This is a genomic window from Cryobacterium sp. TMT1-62 (assembly GCF_004403145.1).
In the GTDB taxonomy this organism is placed as follows: Bacteria; Actinomycetota; Actinomycetes; order Actinomycetales; family Microbacteriaceae; genus Cryobacterium; species Cryobacterium sandaracinum.
On the sequence record NZ_SOGZ01000041.1, the window covers coordinates 45,638 to 68,977 of the forward strand.

Annotated in this window: 18 protein-coding genes and 2 tRNA genes; 15 read left to right on the forward strand and 5 right to left on the reverse strand. The window is 67.6% G+C overall.

The features are described from left to right. Positions 1 to 245 precede the first annotated feature (245 nt). On the reverse strand, positions 246 to 2,789 hold the full coding sequence (gene pepN / locus E3T34_RS12020; RefSeq protein ID WP_134343118.1) for an aminopeptidase N: 2,544 nt from the start codon (positions 2,787 to 2,789) through the stop codon (positions 246 to 248). Positions 2,790 to 3,336: 547 nt separating this feature from the next. On the opposite strand from pepN, the gene E3T34_RS12025 reads away from it, so the two are divergent. Further along, complete coding sequence (locus E3T34_RS12025; RefSeq protein ID WP_134343119.1) at positions 3,337 to 4,146, forward strand: GNAT family N-acetyltransferase; 810 nt, start codon at positions 3,337 to 3,339, stop codon at positions 4,144 to 4,146. A 325-nt stretch (positions 4,147 to 4,471) separates the two neighbouring features. Here E3T34_RS12025 and E3T34_RS12030 read toward each other — a convergent pair whose 3' ends face one another. Further along, entirely contained in the window at positions 4,472 to 5,974 is a 1,503-nt protein-coding gene (locus E3T34_RS12030) for an SDR family NAD(P)-dependent oxidoreductase (protein ID WP_134343120.1), read from the reverse strand. Positions 5,975 to 6,100: 126 nt separating this feature from the next. Continuing rightward, a complete protein-coding gene (locus tag E3T34_RS12035) occupies positions 6,101 to 7,687 on the reverse strand; it encodes an MFS transporter (RefSeq protein WP_233191541.1) in 1,587 nt (528 codons plus the stop codon). Positions 7,688 to 7,873: 186 nt separating this feature from the next. Here E3T34_RS12035 and E3T34_RS12040 point away from each other — a divergent pair, with 186 nt between their 5' ends. The 8 genes from E3T34_RS12040 (at position 7,874) to E3T34_RS12075 (ending at position 15,441) form a co-directional block, all read left to right on the forward strand. Next, the gene (locus E3T34_RS12040) at positions 7,874 to 8,500 is read left to right on the forward strand and encodes a disulfide bond formation protein DsbA (protein WP_134343121.1); all 627 of its coding nucleotides are present in this window, start codon (positions 7,874 to 7,876) and stop codon (positions 8,498 to 8,500) included. Positions 8,501 to 8,523: 23 nt separating this feature from the next. Then, complete coding sequence (locus E3T34_RS12045; RefSeq protein WP_104103334.1) at positions 8,524 to 9,012, forward strand: ribose-5-phosphate isomerase; 489 nt, start codon at positions 8,524 to 8,526, stop codon at positions 9,010 to 9,012. 2 nt (positions 9,013 to 9,014) lie between these two features. Beyond that, positions 9,015 to 9,998, forward strand: coding sequence for an Fpg/Nei family DNA glycosylase (locus E3T34_RS12050; protein ID WP_134343122.1), 984 nt, complete (start codon positions 9,015 to 9,017; stop codon positions 9,996 to 9,998). A gap of 57 nt (positions 9,999 to 10,055) precedes the next feature. Then, positions 10,056 to 10,694, forward strand: coding sequence for an FMN-binding negative transcriptional regulator (locus E3T34_RS12055; protein ID WP_134343123.1), 639 nt, complete (start codon positions 10,056 to 10,058; stop codon positions 10,692 to 10,694). A 2-nt stretch (positions 10,695 to 10,696) separates the two neighbouring features. Next, entirely contained in the window at positions 10,697 to 12,196 is a 1,500-nt protein-coding gene (locus E3T34_RS12060) for an amidohydrolase (RefSeq protein WP_134343124.1), read from the forward strand. A 99-nt stretch (positions 12,197 to 12,295) separates the two neighbouring features. Next, a complete protein-coding gene (locus tag E3T34_RS12065; RefSeq protein WP_134343125.1) occupies positions 12,296 to 13,705 on the forward strand; it encodes a sensor domain-containing protein in 1,410 nt (469 codons plus the stop codon). Positions 13,706 to 13,709: 4 nt separating this feature from the next. Beyond that, positions 13,710 to 14,396, forward strand: a complete 687-nt coding sequence (locus E3T34_RS12070) for a response regulator transcription factor (RefSeq protein ID WP_134343126.1) — start codon at positions 13,710 to 13,712, stop codon at positions 14,394 to 14,396. Positions 14,397 to 14,469: 73 nt separating this feature from the next. Next, positions 14,470 to 15,441, forward strand: coding sequence for an L-lactate dehydrogenase (locus E3T34_RS12075; protein ID WP_134343127.1), 972 nt, complete (start codon positions 14,470 to 14,472; stop codon positions 15,439 to 15,441). 32 nt (positions 15,442 to 15,473) lie between these two features. Here E3T34_RS12075 and E3T34_RS12080 read toward each other — a convergent pair. After that, a tRNA-Gly gene (locus tag E3T34_RS12080) sits at positions 15,474 to 15,547 on the reverse strand. A gap of 168 nt (positions 15,548 to 15,715) precedes the next feature. Here E3T34_RS12080 and E3T34_RS12085 point away from each other — a divergent pair. The 6 genes from E3T34_RS12085 (at position 15,716) to E3T34_RS16770 (ending at position 20,851) form a co-directional block, all read left to right on the forward strand. Beyond that, positions 15,716 to 15,792: transfer RNA gene (locus E3T34_RS12085), tRNA-Pro, on the forward strand. A gap of 41 nt (positions 15,793 to 15,833) precedes the next feature. Beyond that, positions 15,834 to 17,288: a trigger factor gene (gene tig, locus E3T34_RS12090; RefSeq protein WP_134343128.1), complete on the forward strand. Its 1,455-nt coding sequence runs from the start codon at positions 15,834 to 15,836 to the stop codon at positions 17,286 to 17,288. 311 nt (positions 17,289 to 17,599) lie between these two features. After that, the gene (locus tag E3T34_RS12095; protein WP_104103353.1) at positions 17,600 to 18,199 is read left to right on the forward strand and encodes an ATP-dependent Clp protease proteolytic subunit; all 600 of its coding nucleotides are present in this window, start codon (positions 17,600 to 17,602) and stop codon (positions 18,197 to 18,199) included. A gap of 15 nt (positions 18,200 to 18,214) precedes the next feature. Beyond that, positions 18,215 to 18,886, forward strand: a complete 672-nt coding sequence (locus E3T34_RS12100) for an ATP-dependent Clp protease proteolytic subunit (RefSeq protein ID WP_104103356.1) — start codon at positions 18,215 to 18,217, stop codon at positions 18,884 to 18,886. Between the two features lie 186 nt (positions 18,887 to 19,072). Next, complete coding sequence (clpX, locus tag E3T34_RS12105; protein ID WP_104103359.1) at positions 19,073 to 20,353, forward strand: ATP-dependent Clp protease ATP-binding subunit ClpX; 1,281 nt, start codon at positions 19,073 to 19,075, stop codon at positions 20,351 to 20,353. Between the two features lie 87 nt (positions 20,354 to 20,440). Further along, positions 20,441 to 20,851, forward strand: coding sequence for a benzoate/H(+) symporter BenE family transporter (locus tag E3T34_RS16770; protein WP_255570937.1), 411 nt, complete (start codon positions 20,441 to 20,443; stop codon positions 20,849 to 20,851). A 389-nt stretch (positions 20,852 to 21,240) separates the two neighbouring features. Here E3T34_RS16770 and E3T34_RS12125 read toward each other — a convergent pair whose 3' ends face one another. Then, positions 21,241 to 23,274: a M3 family metallopeptidase gene (locus E3T34_RS12125; RefSeq protein WP_134343130.1), complete on the reverse strand. Its 2,034-nt coding sequence runs from the start codon at positions 23,272 to 23,274 to the stop codon at positions 21,241 to 21,243. Positions 23,275 to 23,340 lie beyond the last annotated feature (66 nt).

Consider the following 23,340-nt stretch of genomic DNA (forward strand, 5'->3'; position numbering starts at 1 on the left):
CGCACCCTGTTGACCCCTGCCACCCGCCCGAACGAATTCGACGGAGATTTCTACCCAGGCGACGAGCTGAACCGGTTTTGTGCGGCTCGGGGAGCAGAATCTTTGTCGAATTTATTAGGGGCGAGGGCGAGGGCGAGGGCGAGGGTGGGAGCGAGAGCGAGAGCGGGGGTGGGGACGGGGGCGAGGGCGAGGGCGGATGCGGCGTGGGGCACGAACGGCGCGGGCGGGCGGATGCCTCGGCGCGGCTACTCCGCGTCGCGCGCCTGGGCGGCGAGGGCGCGTTCGACCCCGGCCAGGTTCTCGATCACCAGGCGACGCAGTGCGAGCGGCTCCGGGTTGGCGTCGAGCCACGTTCGCGTCGCGGTGACGAGCGCCCGGTCAGCCAACGGCGCCGGGTATAGGCCGAGCACCAGCTTTTCCGCGATGGAGAAGCTGCGGGCGGCCCAAACCGGCTGCAACATGGCGAAGTACTGCTCGACGAACGGCTCCAGCAACGTGGTGTCGTTGGCCCGCAGGAAACCGGCTGCCGTGACCCGCACGATGGTGTTCGGCGCGGTGTCCACGTCGATCAGAGACGACCAGGCGGACTGCTTGCCCACCAGGGTGGGGATGGCGGCGCGGGCCTGCGCGGCCGACTGGGCGCCGGTCGCGGTGTTGTCCGCGGCCAGTGCTGCGTCGATCTCGACCGCGTCGGCCTTGCCGCCGGCTACGAGGGCGATGAGCAGCTCCCAGGAGAGGTCGGTGTCGATCTCGAGGCCGTCGAGCGGCGCCGTGCCACCACGCAGCGCGGCAACGGATGCCAGCTGGCTGTCGGTGGTCGCGATGGCGGCGAAGAACTTCACGAACTGGAACTGCTCGTCGCTGCCGGCGTCGGCGTGGCGGGCGAGGGACCAGAGCGCGTCACCGACCTCCTTGACTGTACTCGTACGGAATTCCTCGGCGACGTAGTACGAGGCGGCGAGCACAACCTGGCCGAGCACGGTGCGCAGCGTGGTGGACTCGGATTCCGTCGCGACGTTGCCGAGCACAAGCGTGATGAAGTCGCGCGCCGAGGTCTCGGCGTCGCGGGTGGCGTCCCAGACCGCGCCCCAGATGATGGCGCGGGCGAGGGGGCTCTCGATCGCGGAGAGGTTCTCGAGGGCCACCTCCTGCGATTCCGGGTCGAGGCGGATCTTGGCGTAGGCCAGGTCATCGTCATTGAGCAGAACGAGGTCGGGTTGTTGGCGGCCGAGCAGTGACGGGACATCCGTCTGCTCGCCGTCGACGTCGATCTCGATCCGGTGAGTGCGCACCAGGGCGCCGTCCACCCGGTCGTAAAAGCCGATGGCGAGGCGGTGCGGGCGGATGGTGGGGTAGTCGGCCGCGGCGGTCTGCAGCACCGTGAAGCCGTTGATGGCGCCGGACTTGTCCACGACGATCTCGGGACGCAGCGTGTTCACGCCCGCGGTCTCGAGCCACAGCTTCGTCCACTCGGTGAGATCGCGGCCGCTGGAGGCTTCGAGCAGGGCCATCAGGTCGGTCAGCTCGGTGTTGCCCCACTGGTGCTTCTGGAAGTACGCGGCGACGCCGGCGAAGAATTCATCGCGGCCGACCCAGGCCACGAGCTGCTTGAGCACGGAGCCGCCCTTGGCGTAGGTGATGCCATCGAAGTTGACCTGCACGTCTTCGAGGTCGTTGATCGTGGCGGTGATCGGGTGGGTGGAGGGCAGCTGGTCCTGCTTGTAGGCCCAGCTCTTCTCCATCACGGCGAAGGTGGTCCACGCTTCGGTCCACTCGGTGGCCTCGGCGGTTGCCATGGTCGACGCCCACTCGGCGAACGACTCGTTCAGCCACAGGTCGTTCCACCACTTCATGGTGACGAGGTCGCCGAACCACATGTGCGCCAGTTCGTGCAGCACGGTGACGACGCGGCGTTCCTTGATGGCGTCGGTGACCTTGGACCGGAACACGTACGTCTCCGTGAAGGTGACCGCGCCGGCGTTCTCCATGGCGCCCGCGTTGAATTCCGGCACGAACATCTGGTCGTACTTGTCGAACGGGTACGGGTAGTTGAACTTGCCCTCGAAGTATGCGAAGCCCTGGCGGGTCTTCTCGAACAGGTAATCCGCGTCGAGGAACTCGAACAGGCTTTTACGGCAGAAGAGCCCGAGCGGGATGACGCGGGCGTCGTTGGAGGTCAGCTCGCTGCGCACGACTGCGTAAGGGCCGGCGACGAGGGCAGTGATGTAGCTGGAGATGGTGTGGGTGGGGGCGAACGCCCAGGTCTTGTGGCCGCTGCCGGCATCCGTCGGCTCGGGCGTGACGGAGTTGGAGATGACTTCCCAGGCGCCGGGGGCGGTGACGGTGAAGGCGAACGTGGCCTTGAGGTCGGGCTGCTCGAACACGGCGAAGACGCGGCGGGAGTCGGGCACCTCGAACTGGCTGTACAGGTAGACCTCGTTGTCGACCGGGTCGACGAAGCGGTGCAGGCCCTCGCCGGTGTTCGTGTACTCGGCGTCGGCGACGACGGTGAGCGTATTCTCGGCGGCTAGGCCGTCGAGCTGAATCCGGATGCCGTCACTGACGAGTGAGGGGTCGAGCGCGGCGCCGTTCAGCGTCACCGAGTGCACGGTGCGGGTGATCGCGTCGATGAAGGTGGACGCGCCGGGCGTCGCGGTGAAGTGCACCGTGGTCTCGCTGCCGAACGTTTCCGGTCCGGTCGTGAGGTCGAGGGTGACCTCGTAGCTCTGAACGGTGATGAGCGCGGCGCGCTCCTGGGCTTCGATCCTGGTGAGGTTCTCTCCGGGCAACGGTTTCTCCATCTCGGTTTCGCGGTCTGCACGCGCGCCGACGCTTGTGGCGCCGCGCACCGACAATCAGCCTAGCCAAGGAATATGGTGTCTGCACGAGGGTAAGCACCGACCCGTGGGCCGCGACGGACGACCGGTACCGTGAGTTTGCTGACGTGGGAGCGCGCGGCATGAGCGCCTGCTAAGAGGCGTGGGCGCACAAAGTGTCGGATGACCCGGCGACCTCCGCTCCGATCGCCGGTTCTCGGCTCTGAAACGGCTTCGTGCTCGCGCCCGATGCCGAACTCCTCGCAGTCCCCCGGCCGCACAGGCGGGCGCTGCACTGGCGGTGAGCAGGGACCGTCGCCCCGGCAGGTGAGCGGAGGCGTCGCCCGGTCGTGCGCGTGCGCTCACCCGTCATCCGGTGTCTGGTGTCCCGCGTCCGGTGTCGGGCGTGGAGTCAATTCGACGGAGATTCTGCGGAAAAGGGCGGATTAAGGCCTCCGTGGAGCCGTTTCGCGCAAAATCTCCGTCGAATTCGTTCGGGGCGGCTCTAGGGTTATCCACAATGACAACCCGAGACGCGCTCCGTGATGCCTACGACGCACAGCTTCGGCTCTGGGTTCCGACCGACCGGCCCACGGGCATCCGTTACGAACTGTCGGGCCCGGTTCTGCGGATCTTGGGACGGCACCAGGGGCTCGTCGAGACCGCTCGCGACGTGGGTGCGACCGGCGCGGCGCTCGACGCCCTGATCGCGGAGCACCGCGATTTCTTCGCTGCCCGCGGCGAGGCCTTCGAGTGGAAGACCCGCGGCCACGACCTGCCAGCCGATCTGCCGGACCGCCTGCTTGCGGCCGGCTTCGTGGCCGAGGAGCTGGAGACGGTCGTCGTCGCCGAGACCGAACGCCTGAACGCCGTGCCGGTGCTGCCGGTCGGCGTTACGATCAGGCAGGTCGACACCCGGGCCGACTTCGAGCGCATCGCCGCGCTGCAGTCGCAGGTCTGGGACGAGGACTACGCCTGGCTGGCCGACCAGCTGGAGGCCGGTGTGCGTGATGCCCCGGGCGACGTGCTCGTGTTCGTCGCCGAGGCCGGCGGCGTGCGCGGCGGCGAGCTCGTCTCCTCGTGCCGGCTCGAGTTCACCCGCGGCACTGATTTCGCGGGACTCTGGGGTGGGTCGACCCTGGCCGCCTGGCGGGGCCGCGGCATCTACCGGGCGCTGGTGGCATACCGCGCGCGGCTCGCGCACCAACGCGGTGTGCGCTACCTGCAAGTGGATGCCTCCGACGATAGCAAACCGATCCTGCTGCGGCTGGGCTTTCAGTCCATCACGACGACGACCCCCTGGGTCTGGACCCCGCCGGCTCCTGACTGAGGTGCGGTTCGGCGGGGCGCGATCCCGGTGCCGGCGCCCAGCGGCATCCGCTCGCCGCACCAAAATGGCCCGCACCATGTCGCCCGCCCGAACCAATTCGACGGAGATTCTGCCGAAACCAGGCCGCAACCGGCCGCCCGGGTGCGCAAACCTCAAAATCTCCGTCGAATTGGTGAGGGGCCTGCCGGCTGTCCTGCTGCCTGTCCAGCGCGCCGACGTGACTCGCCGACTCGACTCGCCGACTCGACTCGCCGACTCGACTCGACTCGACCCGCCGACTCGACCCGCCGACTCGCAAGCCGACCCCGCCGACGACCTGCCCCGGCTACCAGGCGCCGGGCTTGTAGTCCTTGAGGAAGACGCCGCAGAGGTCCTCGCCGCCCTCGCCGCGCACAATCGGGTCGTAGACCCTCGCCGCGCCGTCGACCAGGTCGAGTGGGGCGTGGAAGCCCTCCTCAGCGAGGCGGATCTTGGTGGGGTGCGGCCGCTCGTCGGTGATCCAGCCGGTGTCGACGCTGGTCATCAGGATGCCGTCGGACAGCATTTCCTTCGCGCTCGTGCGGGTGAGCATGTTCAGCGCGGCTTTGGCCATGTTCGTGTGCGGGTGGCCGGGCCCCTTGTAGCCGCGGCCGAACACGCCCTCCATCGCCGACACGTTCACAATGTAGGTGCGGCGGGCGTCGGATGCCGCGAGCGAGCCACGCAGACGGCTCACCAGCAGGAACGGGGCCGTGGTGTTGCACAGCTGCACCTCCAGCATCTCCAGCGGGTCGACGTCTTCCACGTTCGCGGTCCAGCTGTTTCGGGAGTGCAGGTCGGGCACGAGCCCGCCGGCGTCGATCGCGGTGCCGGCGGCGAGACGCGCGAGAGACGAGGAGCCCGGTGCGAGCGCCAGGGCGGTCAGGTCGTCGGCCGTGAGTGCGCCACTCGCTCCGGCTGCTGCGGCCAGGATCGGGTGGCTGGTGACGGATGCCGCGAGCGCGGTCGGGTGCGCGTCACTGGTGTGCCCGAACGTGACGATCTCCGGGATGACGCCCTCCGGCAGCGGCGACTGCTCGGCCTCGACCAGCATCGAGTAGGAGCCGGGGGAGCGGCGCACGGTCTGGGCGGCGTTGTTGATCAGGATGTCCAGCGGCCCGGCCGCGGCGACGGAGTCGGCCAGGCCGATCACCTGGGCCGGGTCGCGCAGGTCGATCCCGACGATGCGGAGACGGTGCAACCAGTCGGCCGAGTCCGGCATGGCGCTGAAGCGGCGCACCGCGTCGCGCGGGAACCGGGTGGTGATGGTGGTGTGGGCGCCGTCGCGCAGCAGGCGCAGGGCGATGTACATGCCGATCTTGGCGCGGCCGCCCGTGAGTAGGGCGCGCCTGCCGGTCAGGTCGGTGCGGGCATCCCGCTTCTCATGGCTCATCGCCGCGCAGGCAGGGCAGAGCTGGTGGTAGAAGGCGTCGACGAGGGTGTACTTCTGTTTGCAGATGTAGCAGGCCCGCGGCACGAGCAACTCGCCGGCCGACGCCCGGTCGGTGCCCAGGCGCAGCTGGGCGCCAATGGTCTCGTCGTCGATGCGGGTGGCGGCGCCGGTCGCGGTCGCGGCGATGACCTCCCGGTCGGCATCCGCAATCGCCTGCCGCTTCTCGCCGCGTCGCACCATCTTGACGGACTTGAACATCTTGGCGGTGGCCTGCCGCACGGTGACGAAATCGGGGTCTTCGGGGTCGATCTCGCTGAGCGAGGCGAGCACGCGCAGGGCGATCGCCATCTCGGCAGGGTCGATGCTGAGGGTGGACACGGCCCCGGGAGCGGGCTCGGTCGGAGGCGTCGTGGTCATCGAACAATTCTACGATGGCCCCCGCGATGGCCCGGCCCGGTGCACACAGCACACAGACCGGTGGCCCGGCGCGCCGAGACCAGGGTCTCCGCACGCCGGGCCACCGGTCGATGCAGCAGGGTGTCGCTAGACCTTCAGCGGCTCCGGCTCGGTTTCCGGCTCCGTCGCGAGCGATGAGAGATCCATCGACGAGGTCGGCGGCTCATAGGTCTCGTCGAACGGCATCTCGTCGGTGTCCAGGGCAGGGTTGTCATCCTGCGTGGCTACCAATTCACGGGCCTCGAAGACCGAGTCCACGCTGGGCATCGAGCCGATCAGCGGACGCCCGGCAGACTCGCGCAGGAAGAAGATCGCGATTCCACCGATGACGGATGTCCCCATCAGGTAGTAAGCCGGCATCATGTCGTTCTCGGTCGTGGCGATCAGCGCCGCGATGATGAACGGCGTCGTGCCACCGAAGATGGCCACCGAGAAGTTGTACGCGATGCCCATGGCACCGTAACGGCTTTCGGTCGGGAACAGCGCCGGCAGGGCCGAGGCGAGGTTGGAGACGTAGAACGTGACGGGCAAGGCGATCAGAGCCAGGCCGAGCAGCGTCGTCCAGATCTCGCCGACGCCGATCAGCATGAAGGCGGGGATGGAGAGCACTACGGCGCTGAGCGAACCCATCCAGAGCACGGGACGACGACCGATCTTGTCGGACAGGCGGCCGGCCAGGGGGATGCAGAGCGCCATGATAACGAGGATCGGGATGGTGAGCAGTGTCCCGTGCAGCTCGTCGTAGCCCTTGGTGGCGGTGAGGTAGGTCGGCATGTATGAGGTGAGCGCGTAGCCGAGCGTGTTGGCCGCGGCGACGAGGATCATGGCGACGATGATGCCGCGCCAGTGGTTCTTGAAAATGCTGACCGGGCTGTTGGACGGGGCGGACTCGTCGGAGAACGACGGGTCGGTCGCGGCCAGTTCCTTCGCGTCCAGGGTGGCCTGGAAGGTGGGGGATTCCTCGATCTTCAGACGGAACCAGATGGCGATCAGGCCGAGCGGTCCGGCGATCAGGAATGGGATGCGCCAACCCCAGTCTTCCATGACGGGCTGCCCGAGGGTGACCTGCAGGATGGACACGAGCGCGGCGCCGATGGCGAAGCCGAGGTAGCTGCCCATATCGAGCAGGCTGGCGAAGAAGCCGCGGTGCTTGTCGGGCGAGTGCTCGCTCACGAAGGTGGTCGCACCGGCGTACTCACCGCCGGTGGAGAAGCCCTGCACGAGTTTGGTGAAGACCAGCAGCGCGGCGGCGAGCATGCCCACCTGGGCGTAGCCGGGCAGCAGGCCCACGGCGAAAGTGGATGCCGCCATCAGGATCAGGGTCATCGACAGCACCTTCTGGCGGCCGATCTTGTCCCCGAGCCAGCCGAAGAACACACCACCCAGCGGACGGGCGATGAACGTCGCGGCGAAGGTGCCGAGCAGGAACAGGGTCTGCACGGTCGGGTCGGACTCGGGCAGGAACACCGGACCCATGGTCGTGATGAGGTAGCCGAACACGCCGACGTCGTACCACTCCATCGTGTTACCCACGATGGTTCCGCCGAGGGCTTTCTTCAGCCTTGACTGATCGACCACGTTCACGTGCGACACCTTCAAGCGGCGCTGCAGGAGCGGATTCTTGGTCTTCACCGCCGTGCCGTCGGCACCGGAAAGTGAGCTGGTTCTGGGCATGGGAACTTCTCTCGTAGAGATCATGTTGCTGCGAAAAAAAGGGGCCCGCTTTCGGGCATAACGAATAATTTTAGTCGGAAATGGGCAACAACCAGACATTTTGCCGAGGATACCCTCTCTGGACAGGGGTTTACGTTCGGTCTCCGTCGGCGCTTTCCCAGCCGGGAGACACCTAGGCTGGGCCCCATGGCTGACTCTGTGAAGTTCTGGTTCGACCCCTCCTGCCCCTGGGCCTGGATGACCTCCCGCTGGGTGGAGGAGGTCTCCGCCCTGCGCGGTTTCGACGTCGAGTGGAAGGTGATGAGCCTCGCCGTCCTGAACGAGGACCAGGACGTGTCCGAGGAGTACCGCGCGTTCTTCCCCCGGGCTCTCAAGTACACCCGCCTGGTTGCTGCCGCACAGGAACTGCACGGCCAGAAAACGGTCAAGGCGCTCTACGATGTTCTGGGCGCCCGCATCCACCTCGGTGGCAGCACAAACCCCGACGAGGTCATTCCCGCCGCGCTCGCCGAGGTGGGCCTGCCGGCATCGTTCGCGGAGTGGGCCGACAGCGACCACTACGACGTGCAGATGCGCGCCAGCCACTTCGACGCTTTGGAGCGGGTGGGCCAGGATGTCGGCACCCCCGTCATCGCCGTGAACGACGTGGCCTTCTTCGGCCCGGTCATCTCGCCCGCGCCGAGCGGAGATGCGGCGCTCAAGCTTTGGGACGGTGTGCTGGCCGTTACCGGGTACGACGGTTTCTTCGAGCTGAAGCGCTCCCGCACCCGCGAGCCGATCTTCGCCGCGGCTGCGACGGTACCAGCCGAGTAAGCCGAGTAAATATAATCGGTTGCATGCGCATCCACATCGCCACTGACCACGCCGGCCTCGACTTCAGCCACCAGCTGGTCACGCACCTTGCCCTTGCCGGTCACGAAGTCGTGGACCACGGGCCGGAGGTCTACGACGCCCTCGACGACTACCCCGGTTTCTGCATCCGGGCGGCCGAGGCCGTCGTCGCCGACCTGTCCGTCGGCGTCGACGCGCTCGGCGTCGTCTTCGGCGGCTCGGGCAACGGCGAGCAGATGGCCGCTAACAAGGTGAAGGGCGTGCGCGCCGCGCTGGTCTGGAGCCTCAGTACCGCCAGGCTCGCCCGCGAGCACAACGACGCGAACGTCATCTCCATCGGTGCCAGGCAGCACAGCATCGAGGACGCCATCGACTTCATCGACGCCTTTATCTCGGAGCCGTTCCCCGGCGACGAACGCCACTGCCGCCGCATCCTGCAGCTGGCGGAGTACGAGGCGCACTGCACCATCAACGGCACGCGTCTCGCCGACTAGCCGTGCCTGAGGGTCATTCCGTCCACCGCATTGCGCGCCAGTTCGCCCGCAACTTCGTGGGTAAAAGCATCCGACTGTCGTCGCCGCAGGGCCGGTTCGTGGACGGCGCGGCGATGCTCGACGGCCACATCATGACGGATGCCCGTGCCGTCGGCAAGCAGATGTTCCTCGAATTCGACAACGGGCTCTGGCTGCGCGTGCACCTGGGGCTCTACGGCGCCTGGGACTTTGCCGGGGACATCCAAGCGCACGGTACGGACGCCGCCATCAAGGGTCGCAGGCGCCGGACCGTCAGGCGCGACGCGGGTGACGTCATGCAGGGCCTGGCGGGGGAGGACTCGCTGCAGAGCATCGGCGCGCCCCGGCTGACCCGGCTGCGGATGGCGGAAGACGAGAAGGTCAGCGTCGAGCCCGACGGCTTCCCGCCCGCACCCATCGGCCAGGTGCGGGTGCGTCTGCTGGCCGACGGCGTCGTGGCGGACCTGCGCGGGCCCACGGCTTGCGTGGTGCTCGACTCTCAGGAGGTGCACGTGGCGATGGACCGTCTCGGGCCGGACCCGATGCTCGACGACAGCCGCGCCGCCGAGGACCGCTTCGTCACGGTGGTGCGGAAGAAGCCCACCCCGATCGGGCGCCTTTTGATGGACCAGTTGGTGGTCAGCGGCATCGGCAACGTCTACCGGGCCGAGTTGCTCTTCCGTGCGCGCCTGAACCCATATGCGCCGGGCAAGTCGCTCAGCGACGAGCAGTCCCGTGCGCTCTGGCGAGACTGGGCGCACCTGCTGAAGATCGGCGTGTCGACCGGGCAGATGATGACCATGGACGGCCTCGGCGACGCGGCTTATGGGCGAGCCCTGAGGCGACGGGCCGACCGGCACTGGGTGTACAAGCGCGAGGGGCTGCCCTGCCGGGTCTGCGGCACCCACATCACCGTTGAGGAGATGGCCGCACGCAAGCTCTACTGGTGCCCGAAATGCCAGGCCTGACCTGCTCGCCCTGATCTGCTTCACCTGATCTGAACCCACGACCAGAACGGGACACCGATGAGACACAACCCCATTTTTGAGCAGGGCGACCCGGCCGAGATCCGCCGTCTCATCCGGGAGAACCCATGGGCCACGCTGATCAGCCACACCGAGTCCGGTCTGGTGGCCTCGCACTACCCGGTACTGCTCGACGAGGAGGCCGACGAGACCGACGGAATCGTGCTGGTCAGCCACGTCGGACGCCCCGACGAGGCCCTGCACGAACTCGGCCGGCACGAGCTGCTGGTGATCATCCAGGGACCCCACGGCTACATCTCGCCCGGCTGGTACGACGCGGCGCCCGCCGTTCCCACCTGGAACTTCGTCGCCGCGCACCTGAACGGCACACCCGAACTACTCAGCGACGAGGAGAACCTGCGGGTGCTGGACCGCCTGGTCGACCACTTCGAGGAGCGGATGCCTGAACCGCGTCGCCTGTCCGGCACCGAGGCCAACGCCGCCTACGCCGCCCGTATTGCGGCCGGTACGGTCGGCTTCCGGCTCAGGGTGAACCGCCTCACCGCCAAGAGCAAGCTCAGCCAGAACAAGCCGGCCGAGACCGTGGCGCGCATTCTGGGTGAACTCGAGGGAGACGGTCCCTATGCGAGCCCGGGCCTGGCAGCCGAAATGCGCCGGGTGCACGGGGTCGACCGGTGAGCGTGTCCACGCCCGCTCCGGCAACAGCGTCGGCCCCTCCGCTCGTCTTGCGGAACGGCCGGCTGCCGGGAAGCGACGAGATCGTCGACACGCTGATCGTCGACGGCCGGGTGCGCCGGCTCGGGTATCTGAGTCAGTCGGCTGCGGGCATCCGTTCGGTCGATCTGGAAGAACGCTGGCTGATTCCGGGCCTCTGGGACAACCACGTGCACTTCAGCCAGTGGGCGCAGACGAATCAGCGGCTGGATCTGTCCGGCACCGACAGTGCCGCCGCCGCGGCCGACCTGGTGGCCGAACGGGTGCCCGGCGTTTCGAGGGGGGAGACCCTGGTCGGGTTCGGGTTTCGCGACGCTCTGTGGCCGGATGCCCCGAGCCGGCCCCTGCTGGACGCCGCCGCCGGCACCGTTCCGACCGTGTTGATCAGCGGTGACCTACACTCATGCTGGCTGAACTCGGCCGCGCTGGCCCGCCACGGCCACACGGAGCACCCGACCGGGCTGCTCCGTGAGGAGGACTGCTTCGCCGTGGTGCGCACGCTCGCCGAGGTGCCCGATGTCGTGATGGACGGCTGGGCCGACAGCGCGGCCCGGGCCGCGGCGGCTCGCGGGGTCGTGGGCATCGTCGACATGGAGATGGACTGGAACCTCGCCACCTGGCTGCGGCGCATCCAGGGCGGCACCGACTCGCTGCGGGTGGAGTTCGGTATCTACACCCAGCATTTGGAGCGCGCCATCGCACTCGGTCTGCGGAGTGGGGCCGGCATCGACGGCACCGGCGGGCTGCTCACGGTGGGATCCTGCAAGGTGATCACCGACGGCTCGCTGAACACCCGCACCGCGTACTGCGTCGACGAGTACCCCGGCCTGGAGGGCCAGCCCGGGTCACGCGGGATGCTCACCGTGCCGCCGGAGGAGCTGCTCGCGCACCTGGGCCGGGCCGTGGCCGCGGGCATCCGCCCCGCCGTGCACGCCATCGGCGACCGGGCCAACGCGCTGGCCCTCGACGCCTTCGAGCAGCTCGGCTGCGCCGGCAGCATCGAGCACGCGCAGCTGCTCACGAGGGAGGACGTCGCCCGTTTCGCCCGGCTCGGCGTGGTAGCGAGCGTGCAGCCCGAGCACGCCCTCGACGACCGGGACGTCGCCGACCGCTACTGGGTGGGACGCACCGACCGGGCCTTCGTGCTGAAGAGCCTGCTGAACGCCGGGGTCACGCTCGCGCTCGGGTCCGACGCCCCGGTCGCTCCGCTGGACCCGTGGGTGAGCATCGCCGCCGCCGTCGGGCGCACTCGCGGCAGCCGCGAACCCTGGCACGCCGAGCAAGCCATCTCCCGGCAGGCCGCGCTCGCCGCGTCCGCGCGCGGCCGGCACCGGGTTCTGGCGGGAGACGTCGCCGACCTCGCGGTGTGCGAGATCGACCCGTTCGTCGCCTCAGTGCCCGACCTGCGACGGATGCCCGTGGCCGCCACCCTGCTCGCCGGCTGCTTCACCCACACCACCCTCTGACCTGGGGGGTTACCCCCGGCGAGATCCGGTTGGCAGCGGGATGTCGTCTACTCGACCCGGCGATCAGGCTGAGTACCGACAGACTTACTGGAGGACACCATGACCGCACCGACCGAAACCCCCGCACGCGCCGGATATCGCGCGCTCTGGCGGCGCGTGCCGCAGGAGCTGCTCTTTCTTCTGCTGACCCTGCCGGTGGTCGTGATCGCCCTCACCGTTCTGAGCACCGTATTCTTCACCGGCATCGGCCTGCTCGCCGCCGTCGTTGGGATCGTCGTCGTCGTGGCGTCCCTCTACCTCGCCCGCGGCATCGGTCTAGTCGAACTCGCCCGCCTGCGCTGGGCCGGCCAGCCTGCCATCACCCCGCCGCGGTGGGCGACGCCGGGGGAGCCGGCCACCACCCTCCGCGCCCTGCTCGGCCCGCTCGTCAACGGGCACTACTGGCTCTACCTGCTGCACGGCATGGTCGTGAACTTCGTGGTCGGGCTTGTCAGCTGGATCGTCACCGTAGTCTGGCTGTCGGTGGGCTTCGGCGGCGTCAGCTACTGGATCTGGGGCCGCTTCCTCCCCGAGGACCGGAACGACGACCTGCACGCGATCATCCTGAACTGGATTCTGCCGGGCACCACGCTCCCGATCGACCCGCTCCTGGCCGAAAGCCTCCTCCAGCTCGTCCTGGGCATCCTCTTTCTGCTGACCCTGCCGTACATCACCCACGCGTTCACCCGGCTGCACCAGTTCGCGGCCCGCGGCATGCTGGGCGCCTGGCGGTCCGAGGCCCTGCAGCGTGAGGTCGCCGACCTCAGCGCGTCGCGCGGGGCGGCCGTCGCCGCGGAAGACCAGTCCCTGCGACGCCTGGAACGGGACATCCACGATGGTCCGCAGCAGCGCCTGGTGCGCCTGCAGATGGACCTCGCCAGCGCCGAGCGCAAGCTCGATACCGACCCGGATGCCGCGCGCACCCTGATCGTGGAGGCCCGGGAGCAGGCTCACGACACCCTCGAGGAGCTGCGGGCGCTGTCCCGCGGTCTGGTGCCGCCCCTCCTGCAGGACCGCGGTCTCCTCGCCGGCCTCGAGTCCCTGGCCGCCCGTAGCACCATCCCTGTGCGGCTCGAGCTGCAGGTCGACCCGGCGCTGCGGCTGCCCAGCGAAATCGAGCGGAGCGCGTATTTCGTCGGCGCGGAGTTGCTCACCAACGCCGCCAAGCACTCGCGGGCCACGGACATCCGTCTGCACCTGGCCCTGCGCGCCGTCCCCGACGATGGGAGCACCGGCAGCCCTGCCAGCACGGGGGCCGCCGGCGTCATCTGGCTCGACATCTGGGTGATCGACGACGGCATCGGCGGGGCCCGGCTGACCGATGCCCACGGCCTGCAAGGACTCGACGAACGCCTGCACGGCCTTCGCGGGGTGTTGTCGGTGCGGAGCCCCGAGGGTGGCCCGACCGCGATCGGGGCACACATCCCACTGCCCGCGGCCCGGCCGGCGCGAGCGGTCGCCGTATCCTGAACGGATGACCGACCTCGCTTCAGCCATTCTCGCCGCTCCCTCCGCCCCACCCCTGCGGCTCGTGCTGGCCGAGGACTCGGTGCTGCTCAGAGAAGGTCTGATCCGCCTGTTCGACGAGGCCGGGTTTGTGACCGTCGCGTCCTACGGCGACGCGGATTCCCTCCTGGCCGAGGTAGACGCGCTGCGGCCCGACATCGCCGTGCTGGATGTGCGGATGCCGCCCACCTTCCGGGACGAGGGCGTGCGCGCCGCGCTGGAACTGCGCCGCAGGCTGCCGTCGGTGGGCATCCTGCTGCTCAGCCAGTATGTGGAGGGCACCTACGCGCATGAACTTCTCGCCGCCGGCAACGGGGGACTGGGCTACCTGCTCAAGGACCGGGTGGCGTCGCTCGACGAGCTGCGGGACGCCGTGACCCGGATCAGCGCGGGCGGCACCGTGCTCGACCCGCAGGTCGTGCGCGAGTTGCTGGCCCGCCGCACCGACCCGGTCGCGGCCCTCACCCCGCGTGAGCGTGACGTGCTCGGGCTGATGGCGGAGGGGCGCACCAACGTTGGCATCGCCGCGAAGCTCGTGATCGGCGTCGGCGCGGTCGAGAAGAACGTCACCTCGATCTTCCAGAAGCTTGGCCTCGACGACTCGGGCTCCGACCACCGCCGGGTGCTGGCCGTGCTCACCTACCTGCGGCACTGACCCTGCGGCACTGACTCAGCCTCGGATATCCGGATACTCGGATCCGGCCCGGTCAGGGGTGCAGAATGAGCTTATGAGCGAGATCGCGAATTCCAAGCTGGCCATCATCGGAGCCGGGGCCGTCGGGTCGTCCCTGGCCTACGCCGCACTGATCCGGCAGTCCGCGCGGGAAGTCGTGCTCTACGACATCAACGGGCCCAAGGTGGAGGCCGAGGTTCTCGACCTGGCCCACGGCACCCAGTTCACGGGTGCTTCCTGCGTGGCCGGCGGCAGCGACCTCGACGCCATCGCGGGGGCGAACATGGTCGTGATCACGGCCGGGGCCAGACAGCACCCCGGTCAGTCCCGGCTCGAGATGGCCGGCGTCAATGTCGGGATCCTGCGGGAGCTGATGCCCCAGCTGGTCGAGCGAGCCCCGGACGCCGTCTATATGCTCGTCACCAACCCCTGCGACGTGCTTGCCTATGCTGCCCGCCAGTTCAGCGGGCTGCCGGCCACGCGCGTCTTCGGGTCGGGCACGGTGCTCGACTCCTCCCGGCTGCGCTGGATGCTCGCGCACCGGGTCGGCGTCGCGATCGCCAATGTGCACGCCGTGATCGTCGGAGAGCACGGCGACTCGGAGTTCCCGCTCTGGTCCCAGGCCCGGATTGGCCCGATCTCCCTGGCCGAGTGGGTGCAGGACGACATCTCGCCTAAGGGTCTGGTGCCGTTCTCGGAGGCGGAATTCGACGCGATCACCGAGAGCGTGAAGACCGCGGCGTACACGGTCATCGCCGGCAAGGGCGCCACGAACTACGCGATCGGGCTTTCGGGCGCCCGGATCGTCGAGGCCGTGCTGCGCGACGAGGGCGCCGTGCTTCCGGTCAGCTCGGTGCTCACCGACTACCGCGGCGTCAGCGACGTGGCGCTGTCGGTGCCGAGCGTGATCAACGCCGAGGGCGTCTCGCGCGTGATCGAGGTTCCCTTCAGTGAAAAGGAGCAGGAGCTGTTCGAGCACTCAGCGACGACGTTGCGCACGACGCTGAACGGGCTCGGACTCGACTGAGCCGTGTGAGACGATCCGTCCAGGATGTTGTGTGGAGGGGATGACGGGAATCGAACCCGCGCCATCAGTTTGGAAAACTGAGGCTCTACCATTGAGCTACATCCCCGGGCGCAGTCCCCCGCGCACACACTCAGCGTAGTACACGTCGACGGTCGCCAGCTGCACGCCTCGACCCGCGGCATCCGGACCGTGCAGTAGACTTATCGAGGTCATTCCGCGAATTGCGCGAACTCTGCGCGCCAAGCGGATGCCATCACCGGGTTGAGAAATTGTCCGGGGCGTAGCTCAGCTTGGTAGAGCGCTCGGTTTGGGGCCGAGAGGTCGCAGGTTCGAATCCTGTCGCCCCGACCAACACCCCCTAAATACATCGGTCGAACACAGGAGATTGCCACGTGAAGTCCACGGTAGAACAACTGAGCCCCACTCGCGCGAAGGTCACCATCTCGGTGGCTCCCGAGGAGCTGAAGCCCAGCATCACCCACGCCTACGGCCACATCGCCGAGGACATCAACATCCCCGGCTTCCGCAAGGGCAAGGTCCCGCCGGCCATCATCGACCAGCGTGTCGGCAAGTCCGCCGTGCTCGAGCATGCGGTCAACGAGAGCCTCGACGGTTTCTACCGCTCGGCCGTGACCGAGCACAAGCTGCGCCCCCTGGGCCGCCCCGAGGCAGACATCGTCGCCTGGCCCAGCGACAAGGACTTCTCCGGAGACCTGGAACTGGCCATCGAGGTCGACGTGCGCCCCGAGATCGACCTGCCGAACTACTCCGGGCTGAAGCTCACCGTCGACGCCGTCGAGGTGTCCGATGAAGAGGTCACCGAGGAACTCGACAACCTGCGCAGCCGCTTCGGCACTCTCGTCACCGTCGATCGTCCCGCCACCACGGGCGACTTCGTGCAGATCGACCTGATCGCCGCCATCAACAGCGTCGAGGTCGACAACGCCACCGGCATCTCCTACGAGGTCGGATCCGGCGACCTCATCGACGGCATCGACGAGGCGCTCGACTCTCTCAGCGCCGGTGAGACCACCACCTTCAATTCCAACCTCATGGGTGGGGACCACGAGGGCGAGACCGCCGAGATCACCGTCACCGTCGGCGCCGTCAAGGAGCGCGAGCTTCCCACCGCCGACGACGACTTCGCGCAGATCGCCAGCGAGTTCGACACCATCGCCGAACTGACCGAGAGCCTCAAGGGCCAGGTCGAGCGCTCCAAGGTCTTCGGCCAAGGCACCCAGGCCCGCGAGAAGCTCGTCGAGCAGCTGCTCGAGTCGGTCGAGGTTCCGATTCCGACCGCGATCATCGAGGACGAGGTGCGTCGCCACCTCGAGGGCGAGAACCGCCTCGAAGACGCCGAGCACCGCGCCGAGGTCACCGAGGCCAGCGAGAAGACCTTCCGTCAGCAGATCCTGCTCGACACCATCGCCGAGGCCGAGAAGGTCCAGGTCAGCCAGGACGAGCTCACTCAGTACCTGATCCAGGGCGCAGCCCAGTACGGCATGGACCCGAGCGAATTCGTCCAGGCGCTGAGCGGCAACGGTCAGATCCCGTCGATGGTGGCCGAGGTTGCCCGCAACAAGGCCCTCGCCATCGCGCTGGGCAAGGCCGAGGTCGTTGACTCCAACGGTAACGCCGTCGACCTGTCCGAGTTCGTCGCGGTCGCCGACGAGGCGTCCGGCGAGGACGAGGAAGAGGAGATCGAGGAGGACGACTCCGACGCCGCCGAGGTCGAGGCCGAGGTCGACGCCGAGGTCGAGGCCATCAAGGCCGCCAAGGCCACGGCAGCGAAGGCAGCCAAGGCCAAGGCCACCGCGGCGAAGAAGAAGGCCGCCGCCAAGAAGTAGCACGACGACCGCTCACGCGGGCGTTCGGGTCGGATGTCACAGACATCCGACCCGTTCCGCGTTTCTGCCCTGCCGCCCCCGCTCCCGTCCCTTGCCCTCAGCTCTCCCGCACTGGACCAATTCGACGGAGATTTTCGGGTTAAGGGCCGTTATGCACGATTTTCGGGGCCAGGAGAGCAGAATCTCCGTCGAATTGGTTCGGAGCGACTGATGCGTGGGCGGCGCGTTATCTGCCGAGGGCGAACACAGCCGTTCCGGAGCGTTGGCTCCTATAGATTCAATCTGAAGCGACAAGTGAAACGGAGCGCGACATGGCCGATATGACACCTACACCGGGCGTTTTTGACCGACTGCTGAAAGACCGCATCATCTGGCTGGGTTCAGAGGTCCGGGATGAGAACGCCAACGAGATTTGTGCCAAAATCCTGCTGCTGGCCGCAGAGGACTCGGAGCGGGATATCTTCCTGTACATCAACTCGCCCGGCGGCTCAATCACGGCGGGCATGGCCATTTACGACACGATGAGGTTCGTTCCGAACGACATCGTCACCGTCGGCATCGGACTCGCTGCGTCGATGGGGCAGTTCCTGTTGTCCTCTGGAACCAAGGGCAAGCGCTACATCACACCCAACGCCCGGGTCCTGTTGCACCAGCCGTCCGGCGGATTCGGTGGCACGGCCGCCGACATCCAGACGCAGGCGAAGGTCATCCTGGATATGAAGAAGCGGATGGCCGAACTCACGGCAGAGCAGACCGGCAAGTCGGTCGAGCAGATCCTCATTGACAACGACCGCGACAACTGGTTCACCGCTCACGAGGCCGTGGCCTATGGTTTTGTCGACCACCTGCGCGGCTCCGCGTCGGAAGTGGTCGGCGGCGGCGGCACCGACGACTCAGTGAACAAGAAGTAGGACGGGCGAGACGACATGGAATTCACGAATTTTGGTCACCAGGCCGGGGGCCGCGCTTCGCAGGCTCCCGAGGCCCGATACATCCTTCCCACGTTTGAAGAGCGCACGGCCTACGGCTATAAGCGCCAGGACCCCTACGCGAAGCTCTTCGAGGACCGCATCATCTTTCTCGGCGTGCAGGTGGACGACGCGTCCGCCGATGACGTCATGGCCCAGCTCCTGGTGCTCGAGAGCCAGGACCCGGACCGGGACATCGTGATGTACATCAACTCACCGGGTGGCTCCTTCACCGCGATGACGGCGATCTACGACACGATGCAGTACATTCGTCCGCACATCCAGACGGTCTGCCTCGGCCAGGCGGCATCCGCTGCGGCCGTGCTGCTTGCCGGCGGCACACCCGGGAAGCGCCTCGCCCTTCCCAACGCCCGCATCCTCATCCACCAGCCCTCGGCCGGCGGACAGGGCGGAGGTCAGGCCTCCGACATCGAGATCCAGGCAGCTGAGATTCAGCGGATGCGGGAGTGGCTCGAATTCACCATCGCTCACCACTCCAACCGCAGCGCGGAGCAGGTTCACAAGGATATCGACCGCGACAAGATCCTCGGCTCGGCCGAGGCCCTCGAGTACGGCCTGATCGACCAGATCCTGACCAGCCGCAAAAACGTGCCCACGCTCGTCAAGTAGAAGAGCGAAACCGTGAACGCGACGGATGTCCGGCTCGACGGAGCCGGGCATCCGTCGCGTTTCGCATATCGGAGAGTTCGGGCAGAACGGTGCCTGAACGTTATTCGACAGATGCGGTCAGCCTGCACCCGTGCCGCACAGGCACAGGCTAGGCTCGATGCAGTTGTCAATGGAGGAGGCTGACGGATGGCCCGAATAGGCGAAAGCGCTGACCTGTTGAAATGCTCTTTCTGCGGAAAGAGCCAGAAGCAGGTGCAGCAGCTCATTGCGGGCCCCGGTGTCTACATCTGCGACGAGTGCGTCGAGTTGTGCAACGAGATCATCGAGGAGCGTTTGGCCGAAGCCACCGCTGAAGACGGTGCCGGCGAATTCGAATTGCCCAAGCCGAAGGAGATCTTCGGCTTCCTCGAGGAATACGTCATCGGGCAGGAAGCCGCAAAGCGCGCCCTCGCCGTTGCCGTCTACAACCATTACAAGCGCGTACGCTCCCGCGCCACCCTCACCGCCGCCGACGCCATCCACGACGACGTGGAAATCGCCAAGTCCAATATTCTGTTGATCGGCCCTACCGGCTGCGGCAAGACCTACCTCGCCCAGACACTGGCAAAACGCCTCAACGTTCCCTTCGCCGTGGCGGATGCGACGGCCCTCACCGAGGCCGGCTATGTCGGTGAAGACGTGGAGAACATCCTCCTCAAGTTGATCCAGGCCGCCGACTACGACGTCAAGCGCGCCGAGACCGGCATCATCTACATCGACGAGATCGACAAGATCGCGCGCAAGGCCGAGAATCCCTCGATCACCCGCGACGTGTCCGGCGAGGGTGTGCAGCAGGCCCTGTTGAAGATTCTCGAGGGCACTGTGGCCTCGGTTCCGCCGCAGGGTGGGCGCAAGCATCCGCACCAGGAATTCATTCAGATCGACACCACGAATGTGCTGTTCATCGTGGCCGGTGCGTTCGCGGGCCTGGATGACATCATTTCGACCCGGGCCGGCAAGAAGGGCATCGGGTTCGGCGCTCCGCTTCACAGCAAGGGTGACGACGTCAACCTGTTCAGTGAGGTGCTCCCCGAAGACCTGCACAAATTCGGCCTGATCCCCGAGTTCATCGGCCGTCTGCCCGTGGTCACCACCGTCACCCAGCTCGACCAGGTGGCCCTGATGCAGATTTTGACCGTCCCGAAGAACGCCCTCGTGCGGCAGTACCAGCGCATGTTCCAGCTCGACGGCGTCGAGCTCGAATTCGAACAGCCGGCGCTGGAGGCCATCGCCGACCTCGCGGTCCTGCGCAAGACCGGTGCGCGCGGCCTGCGAGCGATCATGGAAGAAGTGCTCGGACCGATCATGTTCGAGGTGCCGTCGAGCTCCGAGGTGGCGCGCGTCGTGGTCACCCGGGCCGCCGTGCTCGATAACGCCGAGCCCACGATCGTGCTGCACAAGGCCCGCCGCGTCGACAAGTCCGCCTAGGTTCAGCGTCCGGCCTCACCGCGCTTCGGCACCAGACCGAACTGAACCCGGGGGCCGTCGTGTACCAGCCCGCCTTCGTCGGCGTCGTTGCGGCTGTCACCGGATTCGCGGGTTCATTCGTGCTCGTCATCGCCGGGCTGCAGGCCGTGGGCGCGACCGATTCGCAGTCGGCATCCGTGCTGTTGGCGCCCTGCCTGCTGGTCGGCATCGACGGCGTGCTGTATCCCGAAGCCGATCGCCAGTGCGATGCTTGCCGGCATCCTGTTCCCGATCTGCCCGGCCCCGGTGACGGCAGCCGTGCAGCAGCCGCTGCTCGCGGTGCCGGTTGTTCTGGTCTGGCTCGCCGCGGGCAAGCCGGCGCGCGCGTGGATGGTGCCGGCGACCATGGTCGTGGCCGCGATCATCGACGTTCGGCTACCAGCCTCCGCCCTGCGCGATCTGGTCGGCTCCGGTCTGGCGAGGTCGGATCGGTCGTCGGCGCGCACGGCATCACCCTGACGGCAATCACGACCGCGCCGATGGCCGGCCCCGACGCGCATCCTGACGGCCCGAAGCGGTGGATCGCCACGGCTGCCTCCGGGGCGGCCTGCTTCGTCCTAGTTACCGCGTCGGTCGTTTCGGTGTTGGGCATCTGCTCCGCGTTCGGGGGCTGGTCATCGGCGGCGTGGTCATGTTCTGGCTCGGCTGGATGCCCTCCGGGCGCTCTCACCCAACTGCCGTCGCTGCCCCCTAACGAATTCGACGGAGATTTTGCCGAAATCGGGCCCACACGGGCCGAAAGCGGCCGGTTTCCGTAAAATCTCCGTCGAATTGGTTCAGGGGCGGGGCGTTAGGGCGCCGGGCAGGGCCGGGCAGGGCCGGGCAGGGCCGGGCAGGGCCGGACGGTGCTAGTTCAGGCCGCGACGGTCGAGCAGCGGCTGAATGTCGGCGTCACGACCGCGGAAATGGCGGTAGGCGGCGAGCGGGTCTGTGCTGCCGCCCACGCTCAGCAGCCGCGACCGGAAACGGTCTCCGTTGGCCCGGGTGAGCCCGCCGTTCTCTGCGAACCACTCGCCGGTGTCGGCGTCCAGCACCTCGCTCCAGATGTAGGAGTAGTAGCCGGCGTCGTAGCCGCCGGCGAAGGTGTGCGCGAAGTAGGTGCTGGAATAGCGGGTCGGCACGGCAGGATTGTCGAGCCCCACGGCGGCGAGGGCGGATGCCTCGAACGCGGCGACATCCGTCACCCTGTCGTCGGCTTCGATGCGGTGCCAGGCCTGGTCGAGCAGGGCCGCCGCAAGGTACTCGCTGGTGGAGAAGCCCTCGTTGAAGGTGGACGAGGCGTGGATGCGGTCGACGAGGTCCTGGGGCATGGGCTCCCCAGTCTCGTGGTGACGAGCATAGTTCGCGAGCACGTCGGGCCACAGCATCCACATCTCGTTGACCTGGCTGGGGAACTCCACAAAGTCGCGGTACACATTGGTGCCGGCGAATTTCGGGTAGGTGACCCGCGCGAACAGGCCGTGCAGGGCGTGCCCGAACTCGTGGAACAGGGTGACGACCTCGTCGAAACTGAGCAGGGTGGGCTCGCCCGTCGCCGGCCGGGGAACGTTCAGGTTGTTGCAGACGATCGTGGGGGTACCTATAAGCGTCGACTGGGAGCCCAGGGCGTTCATCCAGGCGCCGCCCCGCTTGGAGTCGCGGGTGTAGACGTCGATGATGTACAGGCCCACGGGCGAGCCGTCGGCCTCGGCGACCTCGAACACGCGCGCGCCGGGGTGCCAGGCGACGAGGTCGGGTCGCTCGGTGAAGGTGACGCCGTAGAGCCGATTGGCCGCGTAGAACACGCCGTCCTGCAGCACCCGTTCGAACTCGAAGTAGGGGCGCATGGCCGCGGTGTCCACGTCGTAGCGGGCTCGCCGCACCCTCTCCGTGTAGAAGGCCCAGTCCCAGGCGGCGAGCTCGAAGTCCCCGCCGTCCGCATCGATCTGCTCCTGCAGGTCGGCCTGCTCGACGCGCGCATTCCGGGCTGCCGCCGGCGCGAGGCGCCCGAGCATGTCGGCGACCGCCTCCGGGGTCTTCGCCGTCTGGTCCGCGGTCACGCCGGCCGCGTGGCTGTCGAATCCGAGCAGCCGGGCTCGCTCGGCACGCAGCCGCGAGATCTCCAGCACGAGGGCGCGGTTGTCGAACTGCCCGCCACGGATGCCCCGGGACCGTGAGGCGGCCAGCAGCCGTTCCCGCACACCCCGGTTCGTCAGCTGTGCCAAGTAGGGGTGCGAGGTAGCCAGCACCAGAGTGACCACGTAACGGCCGGTCAGGCCGCGCTCGTGGGCGGCCTCGGCCGCGGCGGAGATCTGACCGGGGGTGAGGCCATCCAGCTCGCTCACGTCGTCGAGCACGAGTGCCAGATCGATGGTGTCGGCGAGCAGGTTCTTCTCGAACCGGGTGGTGACCGTGGAGAGCCGCTTATTGTAGTTACGCAGCCGGGCCTTGTCGTCGTCGCCGAGGCCCGCGCCCGCGAGCGTGAACTCGGTGAAGTACCGCTCGATCAGGTAGCGCTCCTCCGGCTCCAGGTCCAACCGGTCCCGCTGCTCCTGCAGAGCGGCGATCCGGGTGAACAGGCCAGGGTCCAGACGGATGGCGTCCGCGTGCGCCGCGAGGAGCGGGGCCAGTTCCTCCTCGAGGGCGTTGGTAAAGTCGCTGGAGTCCGACGAACTCCGGTTGAAGAACACCTCGGCCACCCGGGTCAGCAACGGTCCGCTGCGCTCGAGCGGAACCATCGTGTTGTCGAAGGTGGGGGCATCCGTGCTCGCGCAGATCGCCGCAATCTCGGCCAACTGCTCAGACATACCGTCCAGGAACGCCGGCCGGTAGTGCTCCTCCGCAATCAGCGCGAACGGGGGCAGCTCGAACGGAAGCGTGCTGATGCTGGCGAAGGGGTTCATTTCTTCACCCTGTCACATCCACATTTCGTCTGTCGGAGTATTCCCCCGCACGCCTAGGATCGGTTC

What these genes read in the sequence shown, in the direction of transcription:
- E3T34_RS12095 (WP_104103353.1), top strand. Translation starts at nt 17,600, where the DNA reads ATGGCCGATATGACACCTACACCGGGCGTTTTTGACCGACTGCTGAAA.
- E3T34_RS12035 (WP_233191541.1), bottom strand. Translation starts at nt 7,687, where the DNA reads ATGCCCAGAACCAGCTCACTTTCCGGTGCCGACGGCACGGCGGTGAAG.
- E3T34_RS12125 (WP_134343130.1), bottom strand. Translation starts at nt 23,274, where the DNA reads ATGAACCCCTTCGCCAGCATCAGCACGCTTCCGTTCGAGCTGCCCCCG.
- E3T34_RS12055 (WP_134343123.1), top strand. Translation starts at nt 10,056, where the DNA reads ATGAGACACAACCCCATTTTTGAGCAGGGCGACCCGGCCGAGATCCGC.
- E3T34_RS12025 (WP_134343119.1), top strand. Translation starts at nt 3,337, where the DNA reads ATGACAACCCGAGACGCGCTCCGTGATGCCTACGACGCACAGCTTCGG.
- E3T34_RS12030 (WP_134343120.1), bottom strand. Translation starts at nt 5,974, where the DNA reads ATGACCACGACGCCTCCGACCGAGCCCGCTCCCGGGGCCGTGTCCACC.
- E3T34_RS12045 (WP_104103334.1), top strand. Translation starts at nt 8,524, where the DNA reads ATGCGCATCCACATCGCCACTGACCACGCCGGCCTCGACTTCAGCCAC.
- clpX (WP_104103359.1), top strand. Translation starts at nt 19,073, where the DNA reads ATGGCCCGAATAGGCGAAAGCGCTGACCTGTTGAAATGCTCTTTCTGC.
- E3T34_RS12065 (WP_134343125.1), top strand. Translation starts at nt 12,296, where the DNA reads ATGACCGCACCGACCGAAACCCCCGCACGCGCCGGATATCGCGCGCTC.
- E3T34_RS12075 (WP_134343127.1), top strand. Translation starts at nt 14,470, where the DNA reads ATGAGCGAGATCGCGAATTCCAAGCTGGCCATCATCGGAGCCGGGGCC.
- E3T34_RS12070 (WP_134343126.1), top strand. Translation starts at nt 13,710, where the DNA reads ATGACCGACCTCGCTTCAGCCATTCTCGCCGCTCCCTCCGCCCCACCC.
- E3T34_RS12100 (WP_104103356.1), top strand. Translation starts at nt 18,215, where the DNA reads ATGGAATTCACGAATTTTGGTCACCAGGCCGGGGGCCGCGCTTCGCAG.
- E3T34_RS12040 (WP_134343121.1), top strand. Translation starts at nt 7,874, where the DNA reads ATGGCTGACTCTGTGAAGTTCTGGTTCGACCCCTCCTGCCCCTGGGCC.